22 protein-coding genes are annotated in these 22,758 nt (G+C 36.3%); all 22 read right to left on the bottom strand.

Annotation, left to right across the window (positions count from 1 at the left end):
* Positions 1-6 precede the first annotated feature (6 nt).
* Complete coding sequence (locus tag HZI73_RS13150) at positions 7-1,074, bottom strand: sulfite oxidase (RefSeq protein WP_212693854.1); 1,068 nt, start codon at positions 1,072-1,074, stop codon at positions 7-9.
* A gap of 97 nt (positions 1,075-1,171) precedes the next feature.
* Entirely contained in the window at positions 1,172-3,091 is a 1,920-nt protein-coding gene (locus HZI73_RS13145) for an alkyl/aryl-sulfatase (RefSeq protein ID WP_212693853.1), read from the bottom strand.
* Positions 3,092-3,221: 130 nt separating this feature from the next.
* Entirely contained in the window at positions 3,222-4,586 is a 1,365-nt protein-coding gene (locus tag HZI73_RS13140; RefSeq protein ID WP_212693852.1) for a uracil-xanthine permease family protein, read from the bottom strand.
* Between the two features lie 375 nt (positions 4,587-4,961).
* Positions 4,962-6,308 (bottom strand): sensor histidine kinase, encoded by a 1,347-nt coding sequence (locus HZI73_RS13135; protein WP_212693851.1) that lies wholly within the window; start codon positions 6,306-6,308, stop codon positions 4,962-4,964.
* 41 nt (positions 6,309-6,349) lie between these two features.
* Positions 6,350-7,048 (bottom strand): response regulator transcription factor, encoded by a 699-nt coding sequence (locus HZI73_RS13130; protein ID WP_246552137.1) that lies wholly within the window; start codon positions 7,046-7,048, stop codon positions 6,350-6,352.
* A gap of 157 nt (positions 7,049-7,205) precedes the next feature.
* Complete coding sequence (locus HZI73_RS13125; RefSeq protein WP_212693849.1) at positions 7,206-7,664, bottom strand: hypothetical protein; 459 nt, start codon at positions 7,662-7,664, stop codon at positions 7,206-7,208.
* A 96-nt stretch (positions 7,665-7,760) separates the two neighbouring features.
* Positions 7,761-8,651: a damage-control phosphatase ARMT1 family protein gene (locus tag HZI73_RS13120; protein WP_212693848.1), complete on the bottom strand. Its 891-nt coding sequence runs from the start codon at positions 8,649-8,651 to the stop codon at positions 7,761-7,763.
* 74 nt (positions 8,652-8,725) lie between these two features.
* Complete coding sequence (locus HZI73_RS13115) at positions 8,726-9,043, bottom strand: YbjQ family protein (RefSeq protein ID WP_212693847.1); 318 nt, start codon at positions 9,041-9,043, stop codon at positions 8,726-8,728.
* Positions 9,024-9,260, bottom strand: a complete 237-nt coding sequence (locus HZI73_RS13110) for a hypothetical protein (RefSeq protein WP_212693846.1) — start codon at positions 9,258-9,260, stop codon at positions 9,024-9,026. Before HZI73_RS13110 ends, HZI73_RS13115 begins: the two co-directional genes overlap by 20 nt.
* A gap of 39 nt (positions 9,261-9,299) precedes the next feature.
* Complete coding sequence (locus HZI73_RS13105) at positions 9,300-10,127, bottom strand: stalk domain-containing protein (protein WP_212693845.1); 828 nt, start codon at positions 10,125-10,127, stop codon at positions 9,300-9,302.
* A gap of 75 nt (positions 10,128-10,202) precedes the next feature.
* Complete coding sequence (locus HZI73_RS13100) at positions 10,203-10,601, bottom strand: GerW family sporulation protein (RefSeq protein ID WP_212693844.1); 399 nt, start codon at positions 10,599-10,601, stop codon at positions 10,203-10,205.
* 36 nt (positions 10,602-10,637) lie between these two features.
* Entirely contained in the window at positions 10,638-11,648 is a 1,011-nt protein-coding gene (locus HZI73_RS13095; protein WP_212693843.1) for a DUF2953 domain-containing protein, read from the bottom strand.
* Between the two features lie 19 nt (positions 11,649-11,667).
* Positions 11,668-12,375, bottom strand: a complete 708-nt coding sequence (locus HZI73_RS13090; protein WP_212693842.1) for a TIGR01906 family membrane protein — start codon at positions 12,373-12,375, stop codon at positions 11,668-11,670.
* 94 nt (positions 12,376-12,469) lie between these two features.
* Positions 12,470-12,778, bottom strand: a complete 309-nt coding sequence (locus HZI73_RS13085) for a hypothetical protein (RefSeq protein WP_212693841.1) — start codon at positions 12,776-12,778, stop codon at positions 12,470-12,472.
* 172 nt (positions 12,779-12,950) lie between these two features.
* Positions 12,951-13,121 carry a hypothetical protein gene (locus HZI73_RS13080; RefSeq protein WP_212693840.1) on the bottom strand — a complete coding sequence of 57 codons (171 nt, stop codon included), beginning with the start codon at positions 13,119-13,121 and terminating at the stop codon, positions 12,951-12,953.
* A gap of 197 nt (positions 13,122-13,318) precedes the next feature.
* Complete coding sequence (locus tag HZI73_RS13075; protein ID WP_212693839.1) at positions 13,319-14,743, bottom strand: hypothetical protein; 1,425 nt, start codon at positions 14,741-14,743, stop codon at positions 13,319-13,321.
* Position 14,744: 1 nt separating this feature from the next.
* Complete coding sequence (locus tag HZI73_RS13070; protein WP_212693838.1) at positions 14,745-15,983, bottom strand: ABC transporter permease; 1,239 nt, start codon at positions 15,981-15,983, stop codon at positions 14,745-14,747.
* A 46-nt stretch (positions 15,984-16,029) separates the two neighbouring features.
* Positions 16,030-17,247, bottom strand: a complete 1,218-nt coding sequence (locus tag HZI73_RS13065) for an ABC transporter permease (RefSeq protein WP_212693837.1) — start codon at positions 17,245-17,247, stop codon at positions 16,030-16,032.
* Positions 17,248-17,252: 5 nt separating this feature from the next.
* Complete coding sequence (locus HZI73_RS13060; RefSeq protein ID WP_212693836.1) at positions 17,253-18,758, bottom strand: zinc ribbon domain-containing protein; 1,506 nt, start codon at positions 18,756-18,758, stop codon at positions 17,253-17,255.
* A 249-nt stretch (positions 18,759-19,007) separates the two neighbouring features.
* Positions 19,008-19,754, bottom strand: a complete 747-nt coding sequence (locus HZI73_RS13055; RefSeq protein ID WP_212693835.1) for a glutamine amidotransferase — start codon at positions 19,752-19,754, stop codon at positions 19,008-19,010.
* Between the two features lie 32 nt (positions 19,755-19,786).
* Positions 19,787-21,553: an adenine deaminase gene (ade, locus tag HZI73_RS13050; RefSeq protein WP_212693834.1), complete on the bottom strand. Its 1,767-nt coding sequence runs from the start codon at positions 21,551-21,553 to the stop codon at positions 19,787-19,789.
* A 120-nt stretch (positions 21,554-21,673) separates the two neighbouring features.
* Complete coding sequence (locus HZI73_RS13045; protein ID WP_212693833.1) at positions 21,674-22,672, bottom strand: LacI family DNA-binding transcriptional regulator; 999 nt, start codon at positions 22,670-22,672, stop codon at positions 21,674-21,676.
* Positions 22,673-22,758: the final 86 nt, after the last annotated feature.

Raw genomic sequence — 22,758 nt, 5'->3', positions numbered from 1 at the left:
TAACACTTAAACAATTTGTAGATTTATGGTGGATATCCCATTATACCCATAACCAAGTCTATTCCAAGTCACGTGAGCAGGTTGCTCTCTACCTGTGGTGTCTGTTGCCCGCACCATAACGGTATACTTTCCTTTCTTATTCACATCCCATATATAAGACCAAACGGTCCATGAATAGGTCTCACTCTGGTCTTGCCTTAATTTAGTTTTTAGCCAGCTTGCTCCCTTATCAAAACTAATGTCAACTTTGTCAATGATACCTTCTCCAGTCCAGGCAATGCCATAGATAAGGTGTATACCAGGATCTAAACTGGATTGAGGTAAGGGCTGCTGAATAATCGTATTCACCTTCATTGTTGTTACAGGGACTTTATCTTCATCACTATCTTCATATGGAAAATAGTGATAATCCAATGCTTGATAAGGACCATCAAATGGCTCATCAAGAATTGTTATTTTTTTTAGCCATTTCACCGATGCCATGGCATACCACTTAGGTACAATTAACCGTAAGGGATATCCATGTTTGTACGTAATGGGTTTGTCATTTAGTGCATAAGCAATAAGGGTATCTGGATGCAGTGCCACGTCAATTGGTATACTTCTAGCAAAGGGATGGTCGCCTTCTAAACCTACAATTTTACCAGAATCATGCCCTTCAAAAACAATGTCACAAGCGGATGTCTTTAAGCCAGAAAATTGAAGTAAGTCCCGAAGAGGTACTCCTGTCCAAACCCCTTGGCTTATGGCCCCATCATCCCATTGCGTACCAAATGTAGGCGGTTGAAATTCTTTTCTTTTATTGCCAGAACACTCTAACGGCAACACAATTGTTTTAGAGGGCATCTGCAACAATTGTTCATAATTAAAATATCCGGGTTCTTCTACCTCCCCACTTACTGTAAGTTTAAAGGATTCCGGTGTTATAGGTGGATAAGGATAATGGTTCCTAAGGAAAAAAAGAGGTTCTGGCGTAATCCAATCATCTGAAAAATGAATAGGAGTACCTTGATTTTCTGGGTCTAAGGAAATGGTGGTTAAATATGGTTTTATTATGACTTTCTCTCTTTGCATACGACATCCCCTTTCTTAAATCTGTGCACATGGTTGCATTTACACATATAAAGCATTAACGCTCATACATAACATGTTAGCATGTTATAACACAATATTATCTCGGATATTTAGGTAATGGCGTCATAATATTGAATACTTGATTAATGGTATCCTGTGTACATAGAAACATCATCCACTTTTCTCTATCACCTGTAATGGTTATGTCAGAAGTTGGAGGGCGGTTATTGGTAGTAGCTAGGGTATACAGCACTTTCTTTGGCATGCTCACACCTACTTCTGCATCATCCAGAAGGGTATCTCCTAAATATCGGAATATCCCTCGCTTCATCTCTGTAGCAGCTTCCTCTTCTCTATCTGTAATATAAAAATTAATTTTAAAATCCATGTCGCCAGCTTTTCTACCATCAACCCGAATACTTAATAAGTTTAATACATTTGCTAATGGAATATTGTCTAAAGTGTCCTCACTAATGGTTGTTACCGATAAGGGTAACTTTCCATACCTAAGTTCAAAAGCTCCCATGAGAAAGATGTTTCGCCATGGTCCTGACTCCGCGACATAACCCAGTTGCTCAAGAGCATCAGCACATAACATCTTAGCATCGTCATTATATGGATTAGCAAATATAACTTGTTTCATCACCTGAGCTACCCATTGGTATTCGCCTTCATCAAAAGATTTTTTAGCCTTCTCAATGACACGCTCTTCTCCGCCCATGTAGGTTACATATCGAGAGGCAGAATCTTGTGGCAATAATGGATTAAGGTCAACTGGATTACCATTAAACCATCCCATATATTTCTGATAGATTGCTTTAACATTATGATTAATCGTGCCGTAAAAAGGGCTATTATACCATTCATCTGATAAACTCTCTGGGAATTCAAGCAATCTGCCCACCTCATCAATGGTGTAGCCTTTATTGATTAGACGTAGTGTTTGATCATTCATATATTGATAGAGGTCTCTTTGCTTTGACATATAGTCAATGCAATAATCATGACCAAATCTTGGCCAATTATGTACTGAAAATACTGTTGTTAAGTCATTACCAAATAAGTCAATGGCTTCTTGGATGTGGTCTGCCCATGCAACAGGATCTCTTACTTCTGCTCCTCTTAAGGTATAAACATTATGCAGACTTGCAGTACACATCTCAGCGATACATAAGGTGGTCTCAGAAGGAATATAAAAGCTCATTTCAGAGGGTGCTTCTGAATTAGGCGATAGATGAAATTGAATGGTGATACCATCAATTATTTTTTCACAGTATTTTTCATTATTGCCTCTTCTAATGGTTTTTAAATTATCCCATAATGTAATGGTCCCAATGGATGCATATTTCCCTATGCCGCAATCAATCTGCCCTTTTTCGTCACGTAACAGTATTTCACCGTACATATAGTCACTTCGTCTAGACATAGCAACACCAGCATTAACATTTTCATCAATGACAGCGTCTGTAAACCCTTGTGGTACGTATACTTTAAGATGATTAACTGGGTTATAATTCAAGACACCTAATACACCACCGTAGTGATCCACATGAGAATGGGTAATAATAATAGCGCTAATGGGCCAATCTGGAAATTTTTTATGAACCAAGTCAAGTGCAGCTTCTGCTGTTTCCTGGCATGTTAAGCAATCAATAACAATCCACCCTGTTTTTCCTCTAACAAGACTCATATTGGCTAAGTCATAGCCACGTACTTGATAGATGTTTTCTGTTACTTGAAATAGCCCTGTGGTAATATTCATTTTTCCTTGTTCCCATAACTTAGGATGTACAGTATCTGCCATTTGGTCCTTTAGGAGAAATGCATACCTTTTTAAATCCCATACGGGAATAAAGGAGTTGGCATTTCCTACGACTGGTAAACCACCATCAATGATGCGATTTTTGTTTGCCAACTGCTTTTCCTCTTCTAGTTTAGTCCAATTAATCTGGTCATAGGCTTCCTTATTCATTAATTTTGTTTTTACTGTAGCATCTTTTCTCAAATAATTTTCCATGAAACCACCTCCAACTATACTAATTTATTCTAGCAGGTGGCTAAATATGTTCTATTTTAAAACGCCTAGCAAGTCCATTCAACTTACTAGGCGTTTATATTCATGCATATGGTTTATTATATAGACTAAATCATGCCGTCTCCTCAGCATCTAATTTTTCAAAAGGCTCTGCTCGAACACCATCTTCGTCTTTATCTTTTGGTAAGATAAGGTTCATTAGGAAGGCTACAAGACCTGTTGCAAATATCTTATCTTGGAAGATAAATTTAAATACTTCTGGGTAAGACTCAAAGATGTCTTTGTGAAGACCAATAGCTGTCGCTAGTCCAAATCCTATACCTAATGATACGGCAAGGATAATAGCGTTTCTACCTGTTAGATTGGTACGGGCAATCATACGGATACCCGTCACTGTAATCAGGGCGAATACCACAATTACAGCTCCACCAAGTACACTGGCTGGCATAACAGATACAACTGCTGCAAGCTTAGGTACAAAGGATAATAGCATTAATACAGCAATACCTATAGCAACAGTAAAACGGTTAACACATTTTGTAAGGGCCACGATACCTACATTCTGGCTAAAGGATGTATTAGGAAGTAAACCAAAAATAGCCGCAAGAGAACTTCCAAGACCATCTGCAAACAAAGAACCTCTTACCTCTTCAGGTGTTGCTGGACGGTCAAGACCACCGACTGTCACACCATGGGTATCACCAATGGTCTCCACTGCCGTTATTAAGAACAGTGCTACAAAAAGTATAATGGCTTCCCACTCAAAAGCTATACCCATTTTGAACGGAATAGCTGGAAATGCAAACCACGCAGCTTCCTTAACAGGTGTGAAATCAATAATACCCATAATAGCCGCTACTATGTAGCCAATCACTAAAGAAATTAAAATGGCTGAAGACTTAAGCATGCCTTTACCAAAGGCTGTAAGCAGGATAAATAGGGCAAATACTGAGGTTCCTAATAACATATTTTGTACGGAACCATAATTCTCTGAACCTGCACCACCTGCAAAATAATCGGCCCCCACACCGATTAGCGTTAGTCCAATACCCATCACGACAATACCCGATACAATTGGTGGAAAGAACTTCTTAACACGCACGAAAACAGTACCTACAAGCATTTCAAAAATACCACCTATTAGACAGGCACCTATAACGGCTTCATAACCATATTTTCCCCCCATGGCTATAGCCGCACCTAAAAATGTAAAGCTTGTCCCCATAACAATAGGTAAGCCAGAACCAATAGGACCTAATTTGAAAAGTTGAATCAATGTAACAACACCAGCGATAAACATAGCTGCTTGAACAAGATAAATCCTATCCTCGCTTTGAAAGCCTAGTGCAAGCGAAACAATAATAATTGGAGCTAGATTTCCAGTAAACATTGCCAATACATGTTGCAACCCTAAGGGTACTGCTTTACTTAGAGGGGGTTTACCTTCTAAGCTGTATAACATTGATTTTTCTTGCATACGTTCTCCTCCCTTTCTGAGTTATCAGATTATACGTACATGTTTAATTATATATGAATTATGAACTTATGACAACATGCTTCATGGTGTTAATTATTTTCATATAGTTAATAATATTATAATTAATTCCCCACTATATACAACCATTTATTGTTAGTCAATAACCCCAATATATTATTTATAATAACCCATTAGCATGGTATTCTCCTAGTAGTTAAAGTTTCTTTCCATGAATAGTAATGTTTCCACAAAAAAACAAACAATAACATGAAGTTTTCACTCAAAACTTATGTACTGTTTGTCGTACTACTAATGTAATATTATTAATATCTACAGAAAAACAACCTAATACATCTGACGTTCCGTTTCCATATATTACTTAATTAAAGGAAACTGAATGGTGAATACAGACCCCTTCTTAAGCTGACTGTCTACTGTAATCATACCTTCATGTACTTTAACTAATTCTTTAACAATGGACAATCCAATCCCTGCACCACCAGTCTTACGACTTCTGGAATCATCACTTCGATAAAACCGTTGGAAAACATAAGGCAATTCTTCTTCTTTTATACCAATGCCTGAGTCTTTAAACCGAATCATTGCTTTATCATTTTCTTGACATAGTTGGACCCATACTTGGCCACCCTCATTGGTGTATTTATAGGCATTTGTTAGCAGGTTTGTAAAAATCTGTTTTAGCCGGTCTTTGTCACCCATAATGGTTAACGGACTATCCAAATCTCGGTGAAGGGTGATCTGTTTACTATCCATCAAGGGTACAAAGTTATCTAAAACCGGATTTAATATGTCTTTTATATGAACCCTTTCCATGTGAAGGGGCAAGTTTTCGCTTTCCACAACCACTAATTCATTTAAATCATTAATCAATTTTGTCATGCGCAATATCTCATCATGAAGTTTACTTAATCGTTCATGAGTAGGCTCTAAGACCCCATCCATGATGGCTTCAATTTGACTCCTAAGCACTGCAATAGGACTTCTTAATTCATGGGATATATCATTACTTAACCGTTTTCTTAACTGTTCTTGTTCATTCAGTTGTCTGGCTAATTCTTGTATAGACGTGGCTAAAGCATGCACTTCCAATGTATCTGTATGAACATGTTTTACATTGTCATAATGCCCTTTTGCAATGTGATGCGTGCTATTCTTAATAGCAATAATAGGCCTGGTTAAACGCTTTGAAAATAAGATACTGAGTATAACAGCAACAATAACTGCTATCATAAAGGAAACGGCATACAAGACGTTAATGGCGTAGATAAAATCATTGTCAGCCTTACTATCAATGACTGATTTACTGTGGCCAATCTCCAAATACCCAATGACTTCATCCTCATAAAAAATGGACTGTGTGGCATACGTATAATCGTCTCGATAGATGTTACGAGCCATATGATGTCCCTTACCGCTATTCATACCCATCCCCATAGAACTGTTAAATATAATCTCTTGATCTGTATCCCGTAGAAGAACTTCTACATTTTTAAATCTGGCCTGTTGTCTTAAATAAGATAATTCTCTTTGATCCAATAGACCATCTGTTTCGATACTGTTGTTCACATAACTGATGATTTCTTTATCGCTTTTTGCATATTGCTTTTGTATATAATCTATAAAGTAATAGCGTATGCCAATATTGGATAACACGGTAATAACCACCACTGTCATGATGGATATACCAATATAATTTCGCATTATTCTCTTACCTAGACTAATCATCCATAAGCACATCCATTCTAATCTTGTTTGCCTTTAAACTTATAACCCACGCCATATACCGTTACAATATATTGGGGGTCTTTTATATCATCTTCTACTTTCCTGCGCAAGTTCTTAATATGGGCATCAATGGTTCGATCATACCCTACGAATGCATAACCAAGTGCCACATCAATAATCTGTCCTCTTGTAAAAACTTTATGAGGATGTTTGACAAGAAGCATTAGAATGTCATATTCATTGGGTGTAATACCAATAATCTCCCCGGATTTCATCACCGTATGCTCCTCTTGATTAATCACAAGATCGCCATCATTGTAGGAGATTATACTGGAATCTAAAGGGTCTTCTTTCTGGGTTCGTCGCAGTATAGCTTTAACCCTAAGCACCAGCTCTCTTGGGCTAAATGGTTTCGTCAAATAATCATCAGCCCCTAGTGAGAGACCATGTATACGGTCTTCTTCCAAAGTCTTAGCTGTCAACATCAATATGGGTACATCAGAGCCTTCCCGTATATTCTCACATATTTTTTCGCCGGATAAATCCGGCAGCATTAAGTCCAGTATCACCATATCTGGCTTTTCTTTTAAAAATAAGGCATAACCTTCTAATCCATTATCTGAGGTTATAACATCATAATTTTCTTTTTTTAGATAAGCTTCTACAACTTCAAGTAAACCATGTTCATCATCTATAACAAGAAGTTTTGTGGGCATGATCAACCTCCTATCTTCCTTCATATCCTTACGTTAATCCTAATGATTAAACTTAAGGGAATGGCTCATGTAAGCAATAACCCATGATTCAAGTCACATATGATTTCCATACATCACATCACCATCATTATGCTCCATGAGACATCCCCCTCATTAACTACTTACAGCCTAATCCAAGTCCTCGTTGACCTCTTCCATAACCGTTTCCTCTGTTACCACCACATGTTCCATTACCATAACCCTTTCCATTGCCTTGACGTAAATGATATTGACGTCCAAGTCTCTGAGGATTACTTGGGTCACAGTTACCCATGTTTTCTTTTAAGGCAGCGATAAATGCATCTGCATCTTCTCTCGTCATTAACCCTTCTTCAACACGTTGTTCAATTAACGCAATCTTTTCTTCCTGCATCTTTTGGATAAATTCTTCGTAAACATCTGCTTCTTGAGCAAGTTCACCATAGGTTTTGCCTTCTTGTCTTTGTTGAATGGCTTCCTCTTCTGTAACACCTGCCAGTTCTGAATAGATATCAACTGGTGATGCCGCATAAGCCACCACACCAAGAAGCATTGTGGCTAAAATACCAATCACGACTATTTTTGATAGTTTCTTCATATTGTTTCCTCCTTTTGATTTGATAATCCTATTATAAGAAAAGAATATGAAAAAGTTATGAAGGTTAAAAAATATTTTATTGGTCAACACCTTATGTTAATAAGCTAATGGATTCACCATTGATAATTCATGCATAAACATAGGTGATAGATTTTCTTTTTCCATGCGCTTTGTCATCATGGCACATTTGCACAAAAACAAATAGAAGATATTATACCCACTGCCACATAAGGACTCAAAATTACCTTGACCTTTCGCAATAATGACGTCTGCTTGATTAAACTTATCTTTAAAAGCATGAGATACTTCATTAAGGTCTGTTCCTGGAATATCTGTCCCATTATTGATGATTGTTGCATATTCTTGTATCCCTACATCATAGGCATCTTTTTCAGTCGCATCATTAAGGGCGGGCTTACCTCTAGTTGCTAGATAGATATCAAGGCTAGGGTACTTCTTTTTAATCTCTGCTAGAAACAATTTGTCAAATACAATTTCACCGGTATTGTCGGATAAATAGACAAGGGTACGTGCATCTTGTAAAGCTGTTAATAACTTTTCATATGTATCATGCTCAATAGAGCTGTCGATGGTCTTTTCCATAATGGCTTTTACTCTGTCGATGGTCATATGACTATAAGCACCAAAATCCACAACATTACCTGCCATAGCTAGTTTAAGGGTATCTAGGAAACAATCATCAGCCTTAGATAGTATACGTTTAATATCTTCCTCCATATCCAGCATCTGATGGTTAAATAACTGCTTTTCTTCTGCATAAAAATCAGATATACCTGTTATATCCGTTAATAGTCGCATCACCCTTGATATAACGTATGGTGCCATCTTTTCCTCATCTGTCTGAGCGATCTCTAACAATACCTTATTAATAAAACTATATTTATCCCTTTTACGGGTTATGTACTTGTCAGCTAATTCATTGGCTTTGTTCACAATGCATGCAATGCAATCCACATGTGAGTTCATATAATCCCTTCCTTTCTACGAAAAAACTGTCTTATCATAAACACTGTAAAATGTTTTGACAAGACAGCCTTTATTTATTCTTGAACAAATTTAACAGCTGTTCCATAGACAATAACTTCTGCTGCACCTTGCATAATCGCACTGGATGCATAACGAATATTAATAACACCATCTGCATCTAAGTTTTGCGCTTCTGTTACCATACGCTTTGTAGCAAGAGCACGGGCTTCGTTCATCATTTCATTGTAAGCCTTTAACTCACCACCAACCAATGTTTTGAAAGAACTCATGATATCTTTACCTGCATGTTTTGATTGAATGGTAGAGCCTTTTACAATGGTTAATGTCTCTAATTTTTTGCCGGATATAAAATCAGTATTGACTAAGATCATTATCCTTATCCTCCTTATTAATTTCCTGATATCGTCTAACTAAATTTATGATAAGCGCTGTCACAACGCCTATTACACATATGCCAAAAATAAGTCCGAATATGATAACAATCCACTCACCAGTTAAAATACTCATAACGGCTATTGGTCCAAAAAAAGCTAAACAAATGATACAAGCAATAATCGTAATTAATGTAGGTGCAAACTTTTTATTCATACCATATGCCCCTCCTTACTATGCCCATTACATGACAGACTATTTATAAAAATATTCACCATCAATCTTTTTGTAAAAATCTTTTGCTTTGGACTTAAACGGTCTGTTATTAAAGAATAAACATGCTGAAATATTATTCGTACCTTCTAATGCCATTTTAGCTGCAATGATACTGTCTTTTGATGGTACTTTTGAAGCAAAACTGGTTTTATGGGCTGGTGGAAATTGTATGCAATAGTTTTTATCATAGATAACATCTTTTATGGTATTAGGAAATTCTGGACTTTTCTTACGGTTAATGACAACATTTGCAACGGCTATTTTTGCATCAAAATTTATATTACCTGCTTCAACGGTTACAATTCTAGCTAATAAAAGCAAATCATCATCTGTATACCCTCGGTTAATAATGCTTACAGCTGGTACAACAAGATCTTCTTTCGTAATTTCAACAGTATACGTGTTTGCATTCCAATTGACTTGACAATTCATATGTTCTGCAATGAAACGAATAGGTACCAAGGTTCGATTATCAACCACAGGAGGTGCTGTTGGCAATGAGTGAGGCTCATCGTTAACAGTTGCCATATCTGAGTCATGGTTTAGTACGATTGTTGTCTCACCATCAATGATGGTAATGGTCCGTGTAGCTTCCTCCCAGCTAATATCGGCACATAGTGCATTCGCAACAAAACGAATGGGCACATAAGCAGTATCATCCATCATAACAGGCTTGGTATCCATCATAATATACTGTGCATTGACACTAATGGATATTGGTGGGTCTTTTTCAATAGCCATAACAGGTCGATTAAATACGGTGACAAAGATACATATACTGATTAGTAAGCTGCATAATTTTTTCATAACAATTCCTTTCCGAGTGTTACACTTAACATCTTATATGATTTGTTGTTTATTATTATGCTCTTCCCCTATTACTTATTCTTCGTCTTTTGTATCCACTTCTTCAGCTGTTCTTTTTTCAGTTTTATTTTCTTTTTTCTTTAAACCAAAACGGTCCATAAGATTCGGTACCATATCAATGAGTTTAGAAATGCCATCGGTGTTTTTGGCATCCACTAATTTTGTTTGACCATTTTGAATGACCAAGACAGCACTTGGACTAATCTTAGCACCTAAAGCACCACCGCCTACACCTTTTGGTTTTTCCTTACCTTCTTCTGATGCACCAGCTCCTACGCCGAAGCTAACATCCACAAGTGGTAATATAATCGTATCCCCAATATGAATAGCTTCTCCTACAACGGTTTTCGTTGATACAAAGTTTTCCATACCATTAAATAATGACTCAACTGTTTTTTTGAAATTAGATTCCATATCTTTTTCCTCCTTATTATATAAACCAATGCAGTTCTATGATTTTATAGTTTTATATAATTGTCTGACACGTTTATTAAGTATAATACGTAGAGCGTGCCCTACAAGTATGATCAAATAGATTCTTCCTTTTACGTAAATATCACCTTGTATGGTTGATTCACTGAAATGAGGCACAACCTGCAATTTATCACCTGTTACTGTATATAGTATGCTTGCTGCTCCTACAATGTATCCTGTTGTGGCAGGATCACCTGTACCAATGATTACTTTAGCATGAAACTTACGCGGCAGGATATGTTTCAACATAAGTAGTATTCGTTTTTTTACAAACTTTATGACTTTTTTATTATTTTCATCTTGCCAGAAGGAGCGAATACGTTTAAATTTATCCCATATACTCCCTTGATTAGCTTTATCTTTCTTGTTGTCCTTCTTCCTTTTTTTTGACTGTTTTTGCTCTTTGCGCCTTCTATGCTCTTTAATCTTAGCATCAGTCTCTTCAGAATGGACAGACTGGGCATTCCCTTGTTTTGTGACATTGTCATCTGCTTGCTTAACATCAACAATTGTCTCTTCTGTGACGATTTTATCGTCTTTTACAACGGTACCTTCTTTTGCTTTATCTTCTTCTATCTTTTCTTCCGTATTTTCCTGTCGTATAGGTGTTTCACTGACCACTTCATTGGATAAAGCATTATTTTTAAGCTTATTATCTTTCTTGCTTTTTGACGGGTGTTTACGCTTATTATTGTTTGCACTTCTTCTTCTTTTTACTTTCTTTTTTTTCTCTTTCTTTTCACCGTTTATAATTTTCCCAAAAACCTTAACGGTAACCTTGCCCCCATTTTCTAAGCTATATCGCACTGAAATAATATGGCACAACCATGTGACAACTACATTAAGCTTCATGTCCTCATACTTTTCTCCAGATACTTTATAGCGAATAGGTGCACATAAAATAAACGTCAATAAGCCTAATATCAGCAGAATGAGACTAAGTATAATCCACAATATGATTTTTATGATGAACCAAACCACTGACATATAACCACCTGTAATCTATCTATTTGACAAAGCTTCTTAGACTTGGGTAATTGACAGACCTTTTTTTGAATACTTCAATAAGTACCAATATAATGGTCACACTCATAACAAATATGCCTAAGATAATCATCGCTGTTTGGAAAAAGAATACCTCTGGTACCATATTAATCAATATACTGGTATCGGGATCCAATAGCCACAAATCATTATTAAAGAATATCTCATGAAAGATCGTAAAATACTTATTAAAATCTATAAGCAAGAGAGCGCTTAATATTAATATTAACATAATAATACATGCAAATACATATTTTACCATAAAAAGTGTATTTAAAAAGAGCTTTTTGTGGCGGTAGAATAAAACACCTAATAGAAGCACCATCAATATAAAGCAAATATTACGAATATATGTACCCTTAACAAATAAATCTTGTACGTCAACCATATGCTCTTTATCCTGCTGGTCAAAAACCTCTCTCACCTGACCAGCAATGGTTGCCTGCATATCTAGGGATTCTCTTCTTCCCTTGAGATAATCAATCATATGGTCTGTAACCACAACCAAATCATCTAAGGACATTTTGGTTGCTTCCATCACTTCATGCCTTTTGTACTGCCACTTATAATAAGAAGCATTGTATGCAACAACTTGAACAGCAGTAAATAATAGAACAAAAAACAAGCATATACCGACGATAATACCTGTAGTAGTTGATAATATTTTCATACATTTCACCATGACCTTTTACAATTAATAAGAACAGCTATGACGACGACCTAGGGTACATATATGATTTTGGTACGCATGAAGTCCCTTATTGTCATGAAAAATAGCTGTTAAGATTCACATCTAATGTGGCTTGATACACATCATCAATTAACACTCTTACAAGCTCAACAGCTTCACCCATATCCTCTGCCAAACCAACCAAACGAATGTTTTCATTTCGATTCATCATGCGACCAAGTTCATGAATATCGACTATTTCAAGTGGATTTTTACTGGAGCTTCTCTGGATAAGAAAATGATATAATCCATCATATTTGCCTTTATTAACCTTTTTAATAATTCCCCGAGCTTTTTTATCTGTAATGCCCTGACTTAGATAGAGCTCTTTAACAACATCCATAAAATACACCTTATTTCATATTTTGGTAATAAAAACTTATTATCTATAGTATAGCAAAAAAACAAGATATTACAATATATTTTTAACAACGTTCCGGGCTATTCTATGAATAGCTTTAAATGATTCAAAAAGAAGCTGTCACAAGACAGCCACTTAAAGTGATGGATACATATTATCTAAGAGCTTTTTCAAGTTGAGGTATTTTATTCACTGGAAATACCCTTAACATTTGCATGTATTGATTCTCCGATAAATCTTGTGTGGAACAATAAAGTTCAATTTTTTTATCCACATCGGCGTTTTTATAATCCTGAAAAAATCGGTTAAATTGTTTTTGATCCATAATAGTCTACCTTTCTAAAATATGCTCCTATACGATTTTATAAGCACATATTTTCCTTAATCTTATCCGTTAATAGCAAAATAATGCGTTGTAAAACCTAGATTAAACTTATACCATGAAGTATATAAGACTATTATGCCCATAATTAGCCATTCTATTTCTGTTATGGCATTAAATTAGAAGCTATGAGAAGCACCCTACGCATAGGTGTCCATAAAATCCAGTAAAATTTCTATAGCGGCATTCTTTTCCACCTTATTGGTACATTGATGAAGGGACTGCAACATGTAATCGTGTATATCCTTTGGGGTAGTGAAACTAACAGGTAACAAATAGAACAATTTACTCATGATACTCCGTCGATAAACTGCTGACTTATCACCCATGGCTTTGTCAATAAGCATTAACAGCTTTTCTTTTTTAAGGGCTAACACCTGATCATCTACCCGTTCTTCTTTTATATCTTCTTCCTGATTAAGCACATCAATAAAATAACTGGTAGACGTTGCCATATATGCTAGTCGTTCCACATGATGATAGCTCTTCGTTAAGTCATACGTTGTTAGTTGATTTTGATACTTATCCATTGCCTGCTGTATAAGGCCATTAAACCTAACAGCCTGTTCCAAGTTTTCTTCAATGACCCCTTCTAAGCCTTCTAGAGCCTTAGCCATTAACTCATCCAGTTCAAACTGTTCCACCCTATTGCTCATACGGTTAATCATATCCTGTGCAAGAACGATATCTTGATCCTCTTGGTAATATTCTGTAAAATCACATAAGGATAATTCAATGAAATTATTAATAATATTCACGGCCAATGTATACACTGCTGCCAAACAATTAAGCTTATCTGACAATTCACATTTCAAAGCATACATGGATTCAAAGGTCTTTTGATCCATATCTTTATAGGAGGTATGTCCAAGGGCTTCTAATGTTTTCTGTATGGTCTTAAAATTACCTTGATAAGCTTTGGAATCATCCGGCATAATAGCATCCTTCACCATAGCCACATATTGATCAATATCATGCACACTTGACCCTTTAAATAGCTCCATGGCTTCATCCACATAAGCAAAAAACTTATTTTTTGTCATACGTATGGGCAGCTGACTAAGAACAGTTTTCATTTTTTCGCTGATAATAAAATTGTTTTCTTCTGAGAAAATAAAACCTACCAGATCCCCTGCTAATGTCTCATCATCTACTATCTGTTCTTGCTGCTCCATATAGGCACCTTCCATACGATTAATGATATACTCGTACTGGTCAAGGGCATCCGTATAGCTTGTGATAGCTGTCATTTTAATTTCCAATGTCTTTCTAAAAGCCAGTAATTCCTCTGTGTTGAATGTCAAACTTGATAAATCTTGGTATGATTTTAATGGTTCAAGCATAAAACGCAAAAATGTATCAGATTCTTCATCCAGTTGTAAATCTTCCATGATGGATGCATCGTGGATTGTTTCTAAAAAGGTTATATAATGAAACAGCATATTATATAACGCTACTTTATAATAATGACTTTGCCCTTTAATGGCTAATTGCTTAAGGGTTTTTTCAAGGTTCTTTCCTTTTTTTAAGTCTTCTTTTATTGCACCATAAGTCATTGTTTCCATTTTAATACCACCTTTTATGTAGATTCATTATTTTACTTTTCTTCACATGATTCAGTATACATGTAACAACAAGTAGTATGGCAGAATACAGCAGACAGTATCCAATATATTCGCCTGGAACAACTGCCTCATTTCCTAACGCTAAGTTATCGATTAGGGCATTCATGGTTAAGTAATGCGGTATCATGTAGGCTATATTCTTTAAGCCACTTGTAATCACATCTATGCTAAAAAAGCTGCCACTCATCACACCCATTATTAAAATAATAATGGATAAAATCAACATATGGTTACCTACTGTAGGAACCACATGGGCAAAGAATAGAACCATGGCAGATATACTCATGACAAATAGCAAGAGTATCAGCGTGGTCTGGATAAAGTTTTCTCCTTGCATGAAACTTAGTATACCAAATAAAATGCTTACCAATCCACCGGATAGCATTAAACTAAGATATTGACCCAGTAAAATCCCTATAGGATGGGTAGACGTAACCCTTAATCGACTTTCCAAGTGGGTCTCTCTATCCTTTACAATACCAATTGACGCAAATAAAATATAAAACGCAATAAAAGAAAGAATCATGCCCAAAATCATTTTTTTGTATAGAATGCTTTTATCGATGTTCTCACTTTCTATGTTCATGTTATCTTTTATAAATTCTACCTGGACATAATACTGATGATCACTATAATCTTGCATACTTAAACCTGTTTGGAAGGCTTTTTTCAACACCATGTCTTTATTGTGATCACCCATTTGATGTTGATCCATAGCTCTATCCAATAAGTGAACACTTTTAATTAAACTCAAATCTCTCAATACTTTTTCTGCAAATAAATCACCAATAAACTTCGAAATGGTATTTCCCTTTAGGTAGTATACATCAATGATGTCCTCGTCCTTTTCCATCTTAACGTGTTCTTCAAGCCCATCCTTTAATACATATACAGCCTGTACTTTATCTTGTTTTAGAAGTGCCATGGCTTCTGATTCAGACATTTCCATGCTATGAAGAATGGTATCATTTTCTAGGTGCTTAAGAATTCTACCTGTCATAGCTGTTTGATCTTGATCCACAACAGCAACTGTAATTCTTCTGTCCTCATCTGCTTCGCTATATAAAGTGCTCATAAGCACAGCAAAAAGACCAATGACAATAACTGTTAAACCCATCATGGTTTTGCTCTTATACATAATGATTAATCGATATTTTACAATGTTTAGAAACCCACTCATCTCCATCACCTATTTCCCATGATTACTATCGATTTAACTTTAATAGCTAAATAGCACTTTCATGTTGATAACTTCTATATGCAATAAATATAAATACCATACTCATGATGAAGAAGCTGCCTGCAATCTGCATACCATATGCAATATTGTAACCACTTTCTATGTAGAGCATGCCTTTAATCATCCAGTAATTCGGTGTAAAAACTGCCAGCCTTTGCAGGATGTTAGGCATATAGTGCAACGGGATAATACTTCCCCCTATAATGGCATTAACAAATATAAAGACATGACTAACCAAAACGACACCTTCATCCCGTTTGAACAGACCCGATATGCATATAGCTAAACTTACTGCAAGCATGATACAACTCAGTAAATAGAGCACAATATAGAGCGTATTTCCCGAGAGATTAAGGGGTGTAAGAAAGGATAGCAACACAAACCAACTTAATACAAATAGACCTATAAATATAGTCGACATGAAGAGTTTACTCATCAGGTATTCGTAGATAGAAACCCGAGCAATTTTCAAACGTCTAAAACACATATTTTCACGTTCACGTATCAGGTCTATTGCTATAAAAACAGATATATACAAAAGAAACATCATCATGATGGCTATAAAAAAATAGTTAACAGATGTGGTGGATGGGATATTCACCCATTCATGATACTGAAAGAATCGGTTTCTGCCAAGTGCAGTCATGATTAAATCATAAGAGATTTCAATATTATATATTGAAATCTCTCTATCTGACATATTAAGGGCTTCCATTTCATTATACAGAAGTTCAACACCTACTTGAACAGAGGTGATGAACTTCTCATAGCTTTCCATAACATGCTTAAACAACACTGCTTTTAATGGATCTGAGTAAGCTACTTTTACCTGAACAGGTACTTTTTCAAAATGCATAAGATGTTCAGCAAAGTTTTGGGGAATTTCAATCAAAGCATCGTATTGACCAGCATTAAAATCATGAATGATTTCATCCTTACCCACCGTGATTTCAATAAAATCAGTAAACGATTCGTTATTCTTGTAATTCTCTACTAATGCATTACTATAGAAACTCTTATCCTGATCAACAACACCTATCTTTATGGGTTGTAGGAATGATTTTTCCACATCACTGCCAGCAAAGAACATTAAAATCACAATAATAATGGTAAGTGGTAATATAAACATAAGGCTATTACGTTTTTTTTGCTTTAACAAATCGCGGATGTTCTTGTGACATAGTCCCCAAAAAGTTTTACTCATTAATATTAAAATCCTCCCATTAATCCTTGTAGATAAGGATTTTCTAAGGCATTCTTTTGTATTGTTTCTTCAATTTGCATCTCAAGCTCTAATAATTCCTCTTCACTCATTTTAAGTGGATTAATGCTATTTTCTTTGTCAATCCCTTTAAAATCTATCTTCTTGTCGAAGGAATTAATCACTGTGGAAACCTTAAGTTCAAGGTCAACACCCATTTCACGCATATCAAAACCTTGCATAACATCCATTTTTCGAATCTTGTTATTCTTATCTAAATAGATATCCATATCAATATTAAGTCGAGTAAGCATAAGCTCCATGGCCATTTTCATCTGAGCATATTCCATGTCAGCATTTGCCTGGGCAAATATATCCTCAAGGGTCATGCCTTCTTTACCAAAATCATTAATCATTTCTTTGACTTTATCCATGCCTGCTTTGAATTCTTCTTCCGTCATATCAAACTCATCGTATGCATTTTCATTGGCTATACCTTCTGCAAAACCGTCAATGACTTCAAGGAGAAGTGCTCTTGACTTCTCATCCTTTAAGAAGTTCTCAATCACTTCAATGCCAAGCTCCATGGCTTCACTACCAGTGAAAGAAATAGGATATTTCGTACATTTTACACTGGTATCACCAATTTTTATAGCTTCTTTTGAAACTGTTTTCAGATTCTCTTTGATAAATGCTTTAACTGGTTTATTCATGATATTTTCATCTAGATCCTTAAATGACTCATATGTACTTAAGTCAAAAAGATCTAAATTGGTTAAAAATGCCATATTATCAGCATCATCTGGTATCTGTCCCTTGATATCATCCATGGTTACATAGAAACCTTTTTCATGAATAAATGGTACATGAAGACCTAATTCTTGGTTATCTAAATAATAATCAGCACGAAGCAATTCGTTTTCTTGTACATCAATAACCAATGCGCCTTCAAAGGTCTTAGAGGTCATATCTGAACGCATATCGATTTTTAGCACAAAATCTTTTAAAATTTGATCAGCTAACGCTGACGCCATTGGGTCAATTTGAGCATCCATCATAAACTCCGTAATGGAGATTTCCATGGATATATCTTTTGTTGGTGCAGCATAATATTGATTATAAGCTTCAACAATGATATCTTCTGGTTCACCGCTTTTAAAAAGCTGCTTACCAAAAGCTAAAACAGAAGCTAAAGCAAGTAGTGCAACGATACCTGTTATAACTAATCCTACAACTAACTTGTTTCCCTTTTTATTGTTGCCCTCTCCCCCATGCTCTCCTTGTAAAGAAGTATCGTCATCTGTCATGGTATCCTCTGTTACTTCATACACATGATCTGTCTGAGCTTCATCAGAGATTGGTGCTTCATCTTTTACTTCTTCATTCTGAAAACCTGCTGGTTCCTCATTCATTATTTCTGGCTGTGTGGTTTCTTCCATAAAATCAAAGCCACAGCTATCACAAATTTTCTGGTCGTCTAAACAATTCGCGTTACATTTTGGACATTTTTTCATACTTCACCTCGTCATCTAATTATTGGAGAATTATATTGGCTATGTCATTTAAATCTCTCCAATAGACTAAAGGGAATCAATTGGTCAACCCTTTGTAGTCTATCGTTAAATAATTATGACATAAATCATAAGTATTTTCAATAGATATTTAGATATCTTTGGTTTTCATCAAGGGTTAAATGGATGACAAATTAGGGCTAACATTTTAACTAATGGACTTAAGAAATGCCTTAGTTATAGCCTTTATCGTCATTTATTATGTGCAAGCCATTTGGCAATATTGACAAAAAGTGTATTATAACATGACCAATTAACAAATTTTGGCGAACCCCAATGGGGTGCTATGTCACTTGCAAATGCAAATGTTCTTCCTTTTCCATATGTCCCAGCAGCCATAAATACATGGTCGCCACATTTGGCTATGACTTGTGACCCCTCTTTTTCTCTAAGAATATTATAGCCAAGAAAATGCGGCCATTCTTTTGAAACCCCTTCAAGTATAGGATGTGCATCCATCATAATCTCAGGTATAACCCCTTCTGGAGCTTCTAATCGATCATCAGTCTCCATCATATGAACAGGTAGAATCTCTTCAATGGGTGATTGGGCATATTTAGCTTTTCCATCAATACCTTGGAATGAGAAGTACCCTCCCATCATGGCAAAACTGCCACCTTTTTCTACATATTCTTGTACAATTTTTAATCGGTTTGGTGTTATCTTTCCTTTTGAGAACGTATCCTGGTGTAACAAGAATGTATTACTTCCAATATCACTAAATACCACCACATCATAGACTGCTAATTTTTCTACTGTATCTGGAAATGATGAAGCCGCTATATGGGCAGGCATATAGTCCACTTCAATACCACCGCTTTCAAAGGCATCCTTCAAAGATTTTCCACCCTCTTCATAAGTAGTCGTTGTAAAAGCGTCAAATCCTTTCATATGAACAGAATGGATAACCCAAGATTCGCCAACATATAATAATTTCATCGTATGCATCTCCTTTATAGGTATATTTTTAGTTATTTACTTCTCATTTCATTGAGGATTATGGGTAAAAATTTCTGCGTACTCACATCAACTAAACCCATATCCGTTAACCGTACATGTGGTATGACGGGTAAAGAAAAGGATGCTACCTGTAATAGTGGGCAAGCACTTTGAATGCCTAACATGCGAATTTTCTCCTTAAGCTTTGCTGTTTTGGGGGCCAGTTCTTCAATGGTTTCATGTGACATAAGACCTGCTATTGGTAACTCTACAAGTGCCTCAATGCTGCCATTAGCCACACATACGATTCCCCCACCTGTTTCACACAACGTTTTAATAGCAATGAGCATATCTTCTTCATTTTTGCCGACCACCACCAGGTTATGTGAATCGTGAGACACCGTGCTTGCTATAGCACCGTGTGTTAAACCCAAATCTTTTACAAAACAGGTGGAGCGATTACCATTTTTACCATGACGTTCAAATACGGAAAGTATAGCTAAGTCATCCCGTTCACTGATATCCACATATCCTTCTATTGTAGGAAGGGTGACTTGTATTGGCTTGGTTACAATGGGAATATCCTTATTAAAAGCTATCACATGCATGGATATGCTGGGTGCATCAGCTTTTATCTTGAGGTCTTCTTTGGTAGGTTGTTTACGAAGCATCACAGTGTTTCGCTTTTCTAGGGGGTATTCTTTTTTTGTCAATGGTTTTACCAGCTTGCCCTTTTGGGCTATTAACTGGCCTTTAACAAACACCTCATCCACCACGAATGTATCCAAATTATCTAAGAGCAATATATTGGCATACCTGCCTGGTGTTAATAAACCAATATTGTCTTGTTTCAGTAATTTTGAAGCATTATAAGTACCCATTTTAACAGCTTCAATAGGTGGTATACCTTCTTTAATCGCAACACGTATCACGTGGTCCAGATGCCCTTCTAATAAAAGGTCATCCGGTTCTCTATCGTCAGTACAAAAAGTGGTTGTGTCTGGATAATGACATGCTTTTATAACAGGTGCAAGGGTTTTGATATCATGGACAATGGAGCTTTCGCGGCATTCCAGTGTCATACCTGCTCGTAACTTGTAAAGAGCTTCCTCTGTAAAACTTGTTTCATGGCAAGATGTTATACCTGAGGATAAATAAGCCGATAACTCCCTTCCCATTAAAGATGGTGCATGACCTTGAAGAAATCTTGTATGCTTTTTAGCGGCATCGAGAACTGCCATCATACGCTCACTTTGATTGAGAACACCTGGATAATCCATGACTTCTCCAAGTCCTGCCACGGCGTCCATTTGCATAAGCTCATCTATTTCAGCTTTACCAAACTCAGCACCTGCTGTTTCCACTCCCATAACTGCTGGTATACATGAAGGTATGAGTACATGGGTCATGAGGGGCGTATCTTTACTGGATGCCATGATATACTTAACACCTTCAACCCCAAGGACATTACCAATTTCATGTGGGTCACATGCAATGGATGTTGTGCCGTGAACTAAGATAGCTTCTGCTAGGTTGGCAACGGTCATCATACTACTTTCTGTATGGATATGGGTATCGATAAGACCTGGTATAGCATATTTCTCCATGGCATCGTAGATTTCTTTCCCTGATAGGGATGCCTCACCCGGTTGATTTACATGCCCAACTTTTCCTTGAATAATACCTATTTCTGACTTGTATATTTCGCCAGTCAATACATTAACAAAGTTGACATTCTTAATGACCAGGTCAAAGGGTATATGACCTCGAATTGCTTCATTCACTTTATCTTGTTTCAAGATAAAACCTCCTTTTCCTATTAGCATGTGTAAAACCTGGATATTTTGCTCATGTAAACGCTTACTTCTGAGGGTATAAGTTATACTTGAAAGTTGATATTCTTCAACCTTCAAGTAAGTTTATAGAGGTGATGATGTACTATCCCTTACGATAAGCTTTGGTTCAAATGTCATAAAAGGTTCATTCATTGGCTTCTTGTGGATCATGTCCATCAACATGGTTGCAGCAGCCTGCCCCATTTCATAGGTCGGCTGAGATACACTTGTAAATGCAAAATGATTAGCTGGTATGTCAAGAATATCATCAAACCCTACAATGGATATATCTTCTGGAACTCTTTTTCCATGTGCCACTACAGCTTTATAAGCTCCTAAAGCGTTAAAATCATTGGCACAAAATAAAGCCGTTACATGTGGAAAGTCTTTTAATATGCTTTCAGCACTTTTATAACCTGAGTCCGCTTTATAAGAACCTTTTAAAATAAGGTCCTTATTAATGGGTAACCCTGCTTCCATAAGTGCTTTTTTGTAACCGTCAACTCGGTTCAAATTGGTGATGCTTGTGGAGGGCCCTGATAAACAAGCAATGTGTTTATGCCCTAGTTGGATAAGGTGTTTCGTGGCTTGATAAGCGCCTAATGTGTTATCCACACATACACAATTCACTTCTTCTGCTATTTCGTCTAGAAACACAAAAGGTATATCGCCTTTTGTCAATTGAGCGATATACGCTCTGTCTATACCATTGCTTACGGTAATTATAATACCATCCACTCGTTTTTCTCTAAGGGTGGCTATATAGTCTTTTTCTCTATTTAAATCTTCATCGGTGTTACACAAGAGAACCATATAGCCATGATTGTATGCCACATGTTCCACACCACTGACCATCTTAGGAAAAAAGGGGTTACGTATATCCTGTATGACCAAACCTATGGTATAGGTTTTTTTTGTTACCATACCCCGTGCTAAATGACTCGGTGTATAACCCATTTCATCAATGACCTTTTGGACATGCTGACGCATTTCTTCTGTTATGCCCTCCGACTTATTGTTAATAACCCTTGATACAGTAGCTGTTGAAACATTTGCTTTTTTTGCAACATCTTTGATTGTCATAAAATCACCAGAATTCTTCAATCATTATTTTTATTTCATGTAAGCGTTTACGTAAACGTTTACATGTATTACTATACCATATCATC

Origin of the sequence: Vallitalea pronyensis, from assembly GCF_018141445.1 — a bacterium.
GTDB lineage: Bacteria > Bacillota > Clostridia > Lachnospirales > Vallitaleaceae > Vallitalea > Vallitalea pronyensis.
This window is presented reverse-complemented; position numbering and strand designations above follow the sequence as displayed.

What these genes read in the sequence shown, in the direction of transcription:
- HZI73_RS13125 (WP_212693849.1), bottom strand. Translation starts at nt 7,664, where the DNA reads ATGAAGAAACTATCAAAAATAGTCGTGATTGGTATTTTAGCCACAATG.
- HZI73_RS13060 (WP_212693836.1), bottom strand. Translation starts at nt 18,758, where the DNA reads ATGAAAAAATGTCCAAAATGTAACGCGAATTGTTTAGACGACCAGAAA.
- HZI73_RS13140 (WP_212693852.1), bottom strand. Translation starts at nt 4,586, where the DNA reads ATGCAAGAAAAATCAATGTTATACAGCTTAGAAGGTAAACCCCCTCTA.
- HZI73_RS13070 (WP_212693838.1), bottom strand. Translation starts at nt 15,983, where the DNA reads ATGAGTGGGTTTCTAAACATTGTAAAATATCGATTAATCATTATGTAT.
- HZI73_RS13055 (WP_212693835.1), bottom strand. Translation starts at nt 19,754, where the DNA reads ATGAAATTATTATATGTTGGCGAATCTTGGGTTATCCATTCTGTTCAT.
- HZI73_RS13100 (WP_212693844.1), bottom strand. Translation starts at nt 10,601, where the DNA reads ATGGAATCTAATTTCAAAAAAACAGTTGAGTCATTATTTAATGGTATG.
- HZI73_RS13145 (WP_212693853.1), bottom strand. Translation starts at nt 3,091, where the DNA reads ATGGAAAATTATTTGAGAAAAGATGCTACAGTAAAAACAAAATTAATG.
- HZI73_RS13115 (WP_212693847.1), bottom strand. Translation starts at nt 9,043, where the DNA reads ATGATCTTAGTCAATACTGATTTTATATCCGGCAAAAAATTAGAGACA.
- HZI73_RS13110 (WP_212693846.1), bottom strand. Translation starts at nt 9,260, where the DNA reads ATGAATAAAAAGTTTGCACCTACATTAATTACGATTATTGCTTGTATC.
- HZI73_RS13080 (WP_212693840.1), bottom strand. Translation starts at nt 13,121, where the DNA reads ATGGATCAAAAACAATTTAACCGATTTTTTCAGGATTATAAAAACGCC.
- HZI73_RS13120 (WP_212693848.1), bottom strand. Translation starts at nt 8,651, where the DNA reads ATGAACTCACATGTGGATTGCATTGCATGCATTGTGAACAAAGCCAAT.
- HZI73_RS13105 (WP_212693845.1), bottom strand. Translation starts at nt 10,127, where the DNA reads ATGAAAAAATTATGCAGCTTACTAATCAGTATATGTATCTTTGTCACC.
- HZI73_RS13150 (WP_212693854.1), bottom strand. Translation starts at nt 1,074, where the DNA reads ATGCAAAGAGAGAAAGTCATAATAAAACCATATTTAACCACCATTTCC.
- HZI73_RS13065 (WP_212693837.1), bottom strand. Translation starts at nt 17,247, where the DNA reads ATGAGTAAAACTTTTTGGGGACTATGTCACAAGAACATCCGCGATTTG.
- HZI73_RS13130 (WP_246552137.1), bottom strand. Translation starts at nt 7,048, where the DNA reads ATGCCCACAAAACTTCTTGTTATAGATGATGAACATGGTTTACTTGAA.
- HZI73_RS13095 (WP_212693843.1), bottom strand. Translation starts at nt 11,648, where the DNA reads ATGTCAGTGGTTTGGTTCATCATAAAAATCATATTGTGGATTATACTT.
- HZI73_RS13045 (WP_212693833.1), bottom strand. Translation starts at nt 22,672, where the DNA reads ATGACAATCAAAGATGTTGCAAAAAAAGCAAATGTTTCAACAGCTACT.
- HZI73_RS13075 (WP_212693839.1), bottom strand. Translation starts at nt 14,743, where the DNA reads ATGGAAACAATGACTTATGGTGCAATAAAAGAAGACTTAAAAAAAGGA.
- HZI73_RS13135 (WP_212693851.1), bottom strand. Translation starts at nt 6,308, where the DNA reads ATGCGAAATTATATTGGTATATCCATCATGACAGTGGTGGTTATTACC.
- HZI73_RS13085 (WP_212693841.1), bottom strand. Translation starts at nt 12,778, where the DNA reads ATGGATGTTGTTAAAGAGCTCTATCTAAGTCAGGGCATTACAGATAAA.
- HZI73_RS13090 (WP_212693842.1), bottom strand. Translation starts at nt 12,375, where the DNA reads ATGAAAATATTATCAACTACTACAGGTATTATCGTCGGTATATGCTTG.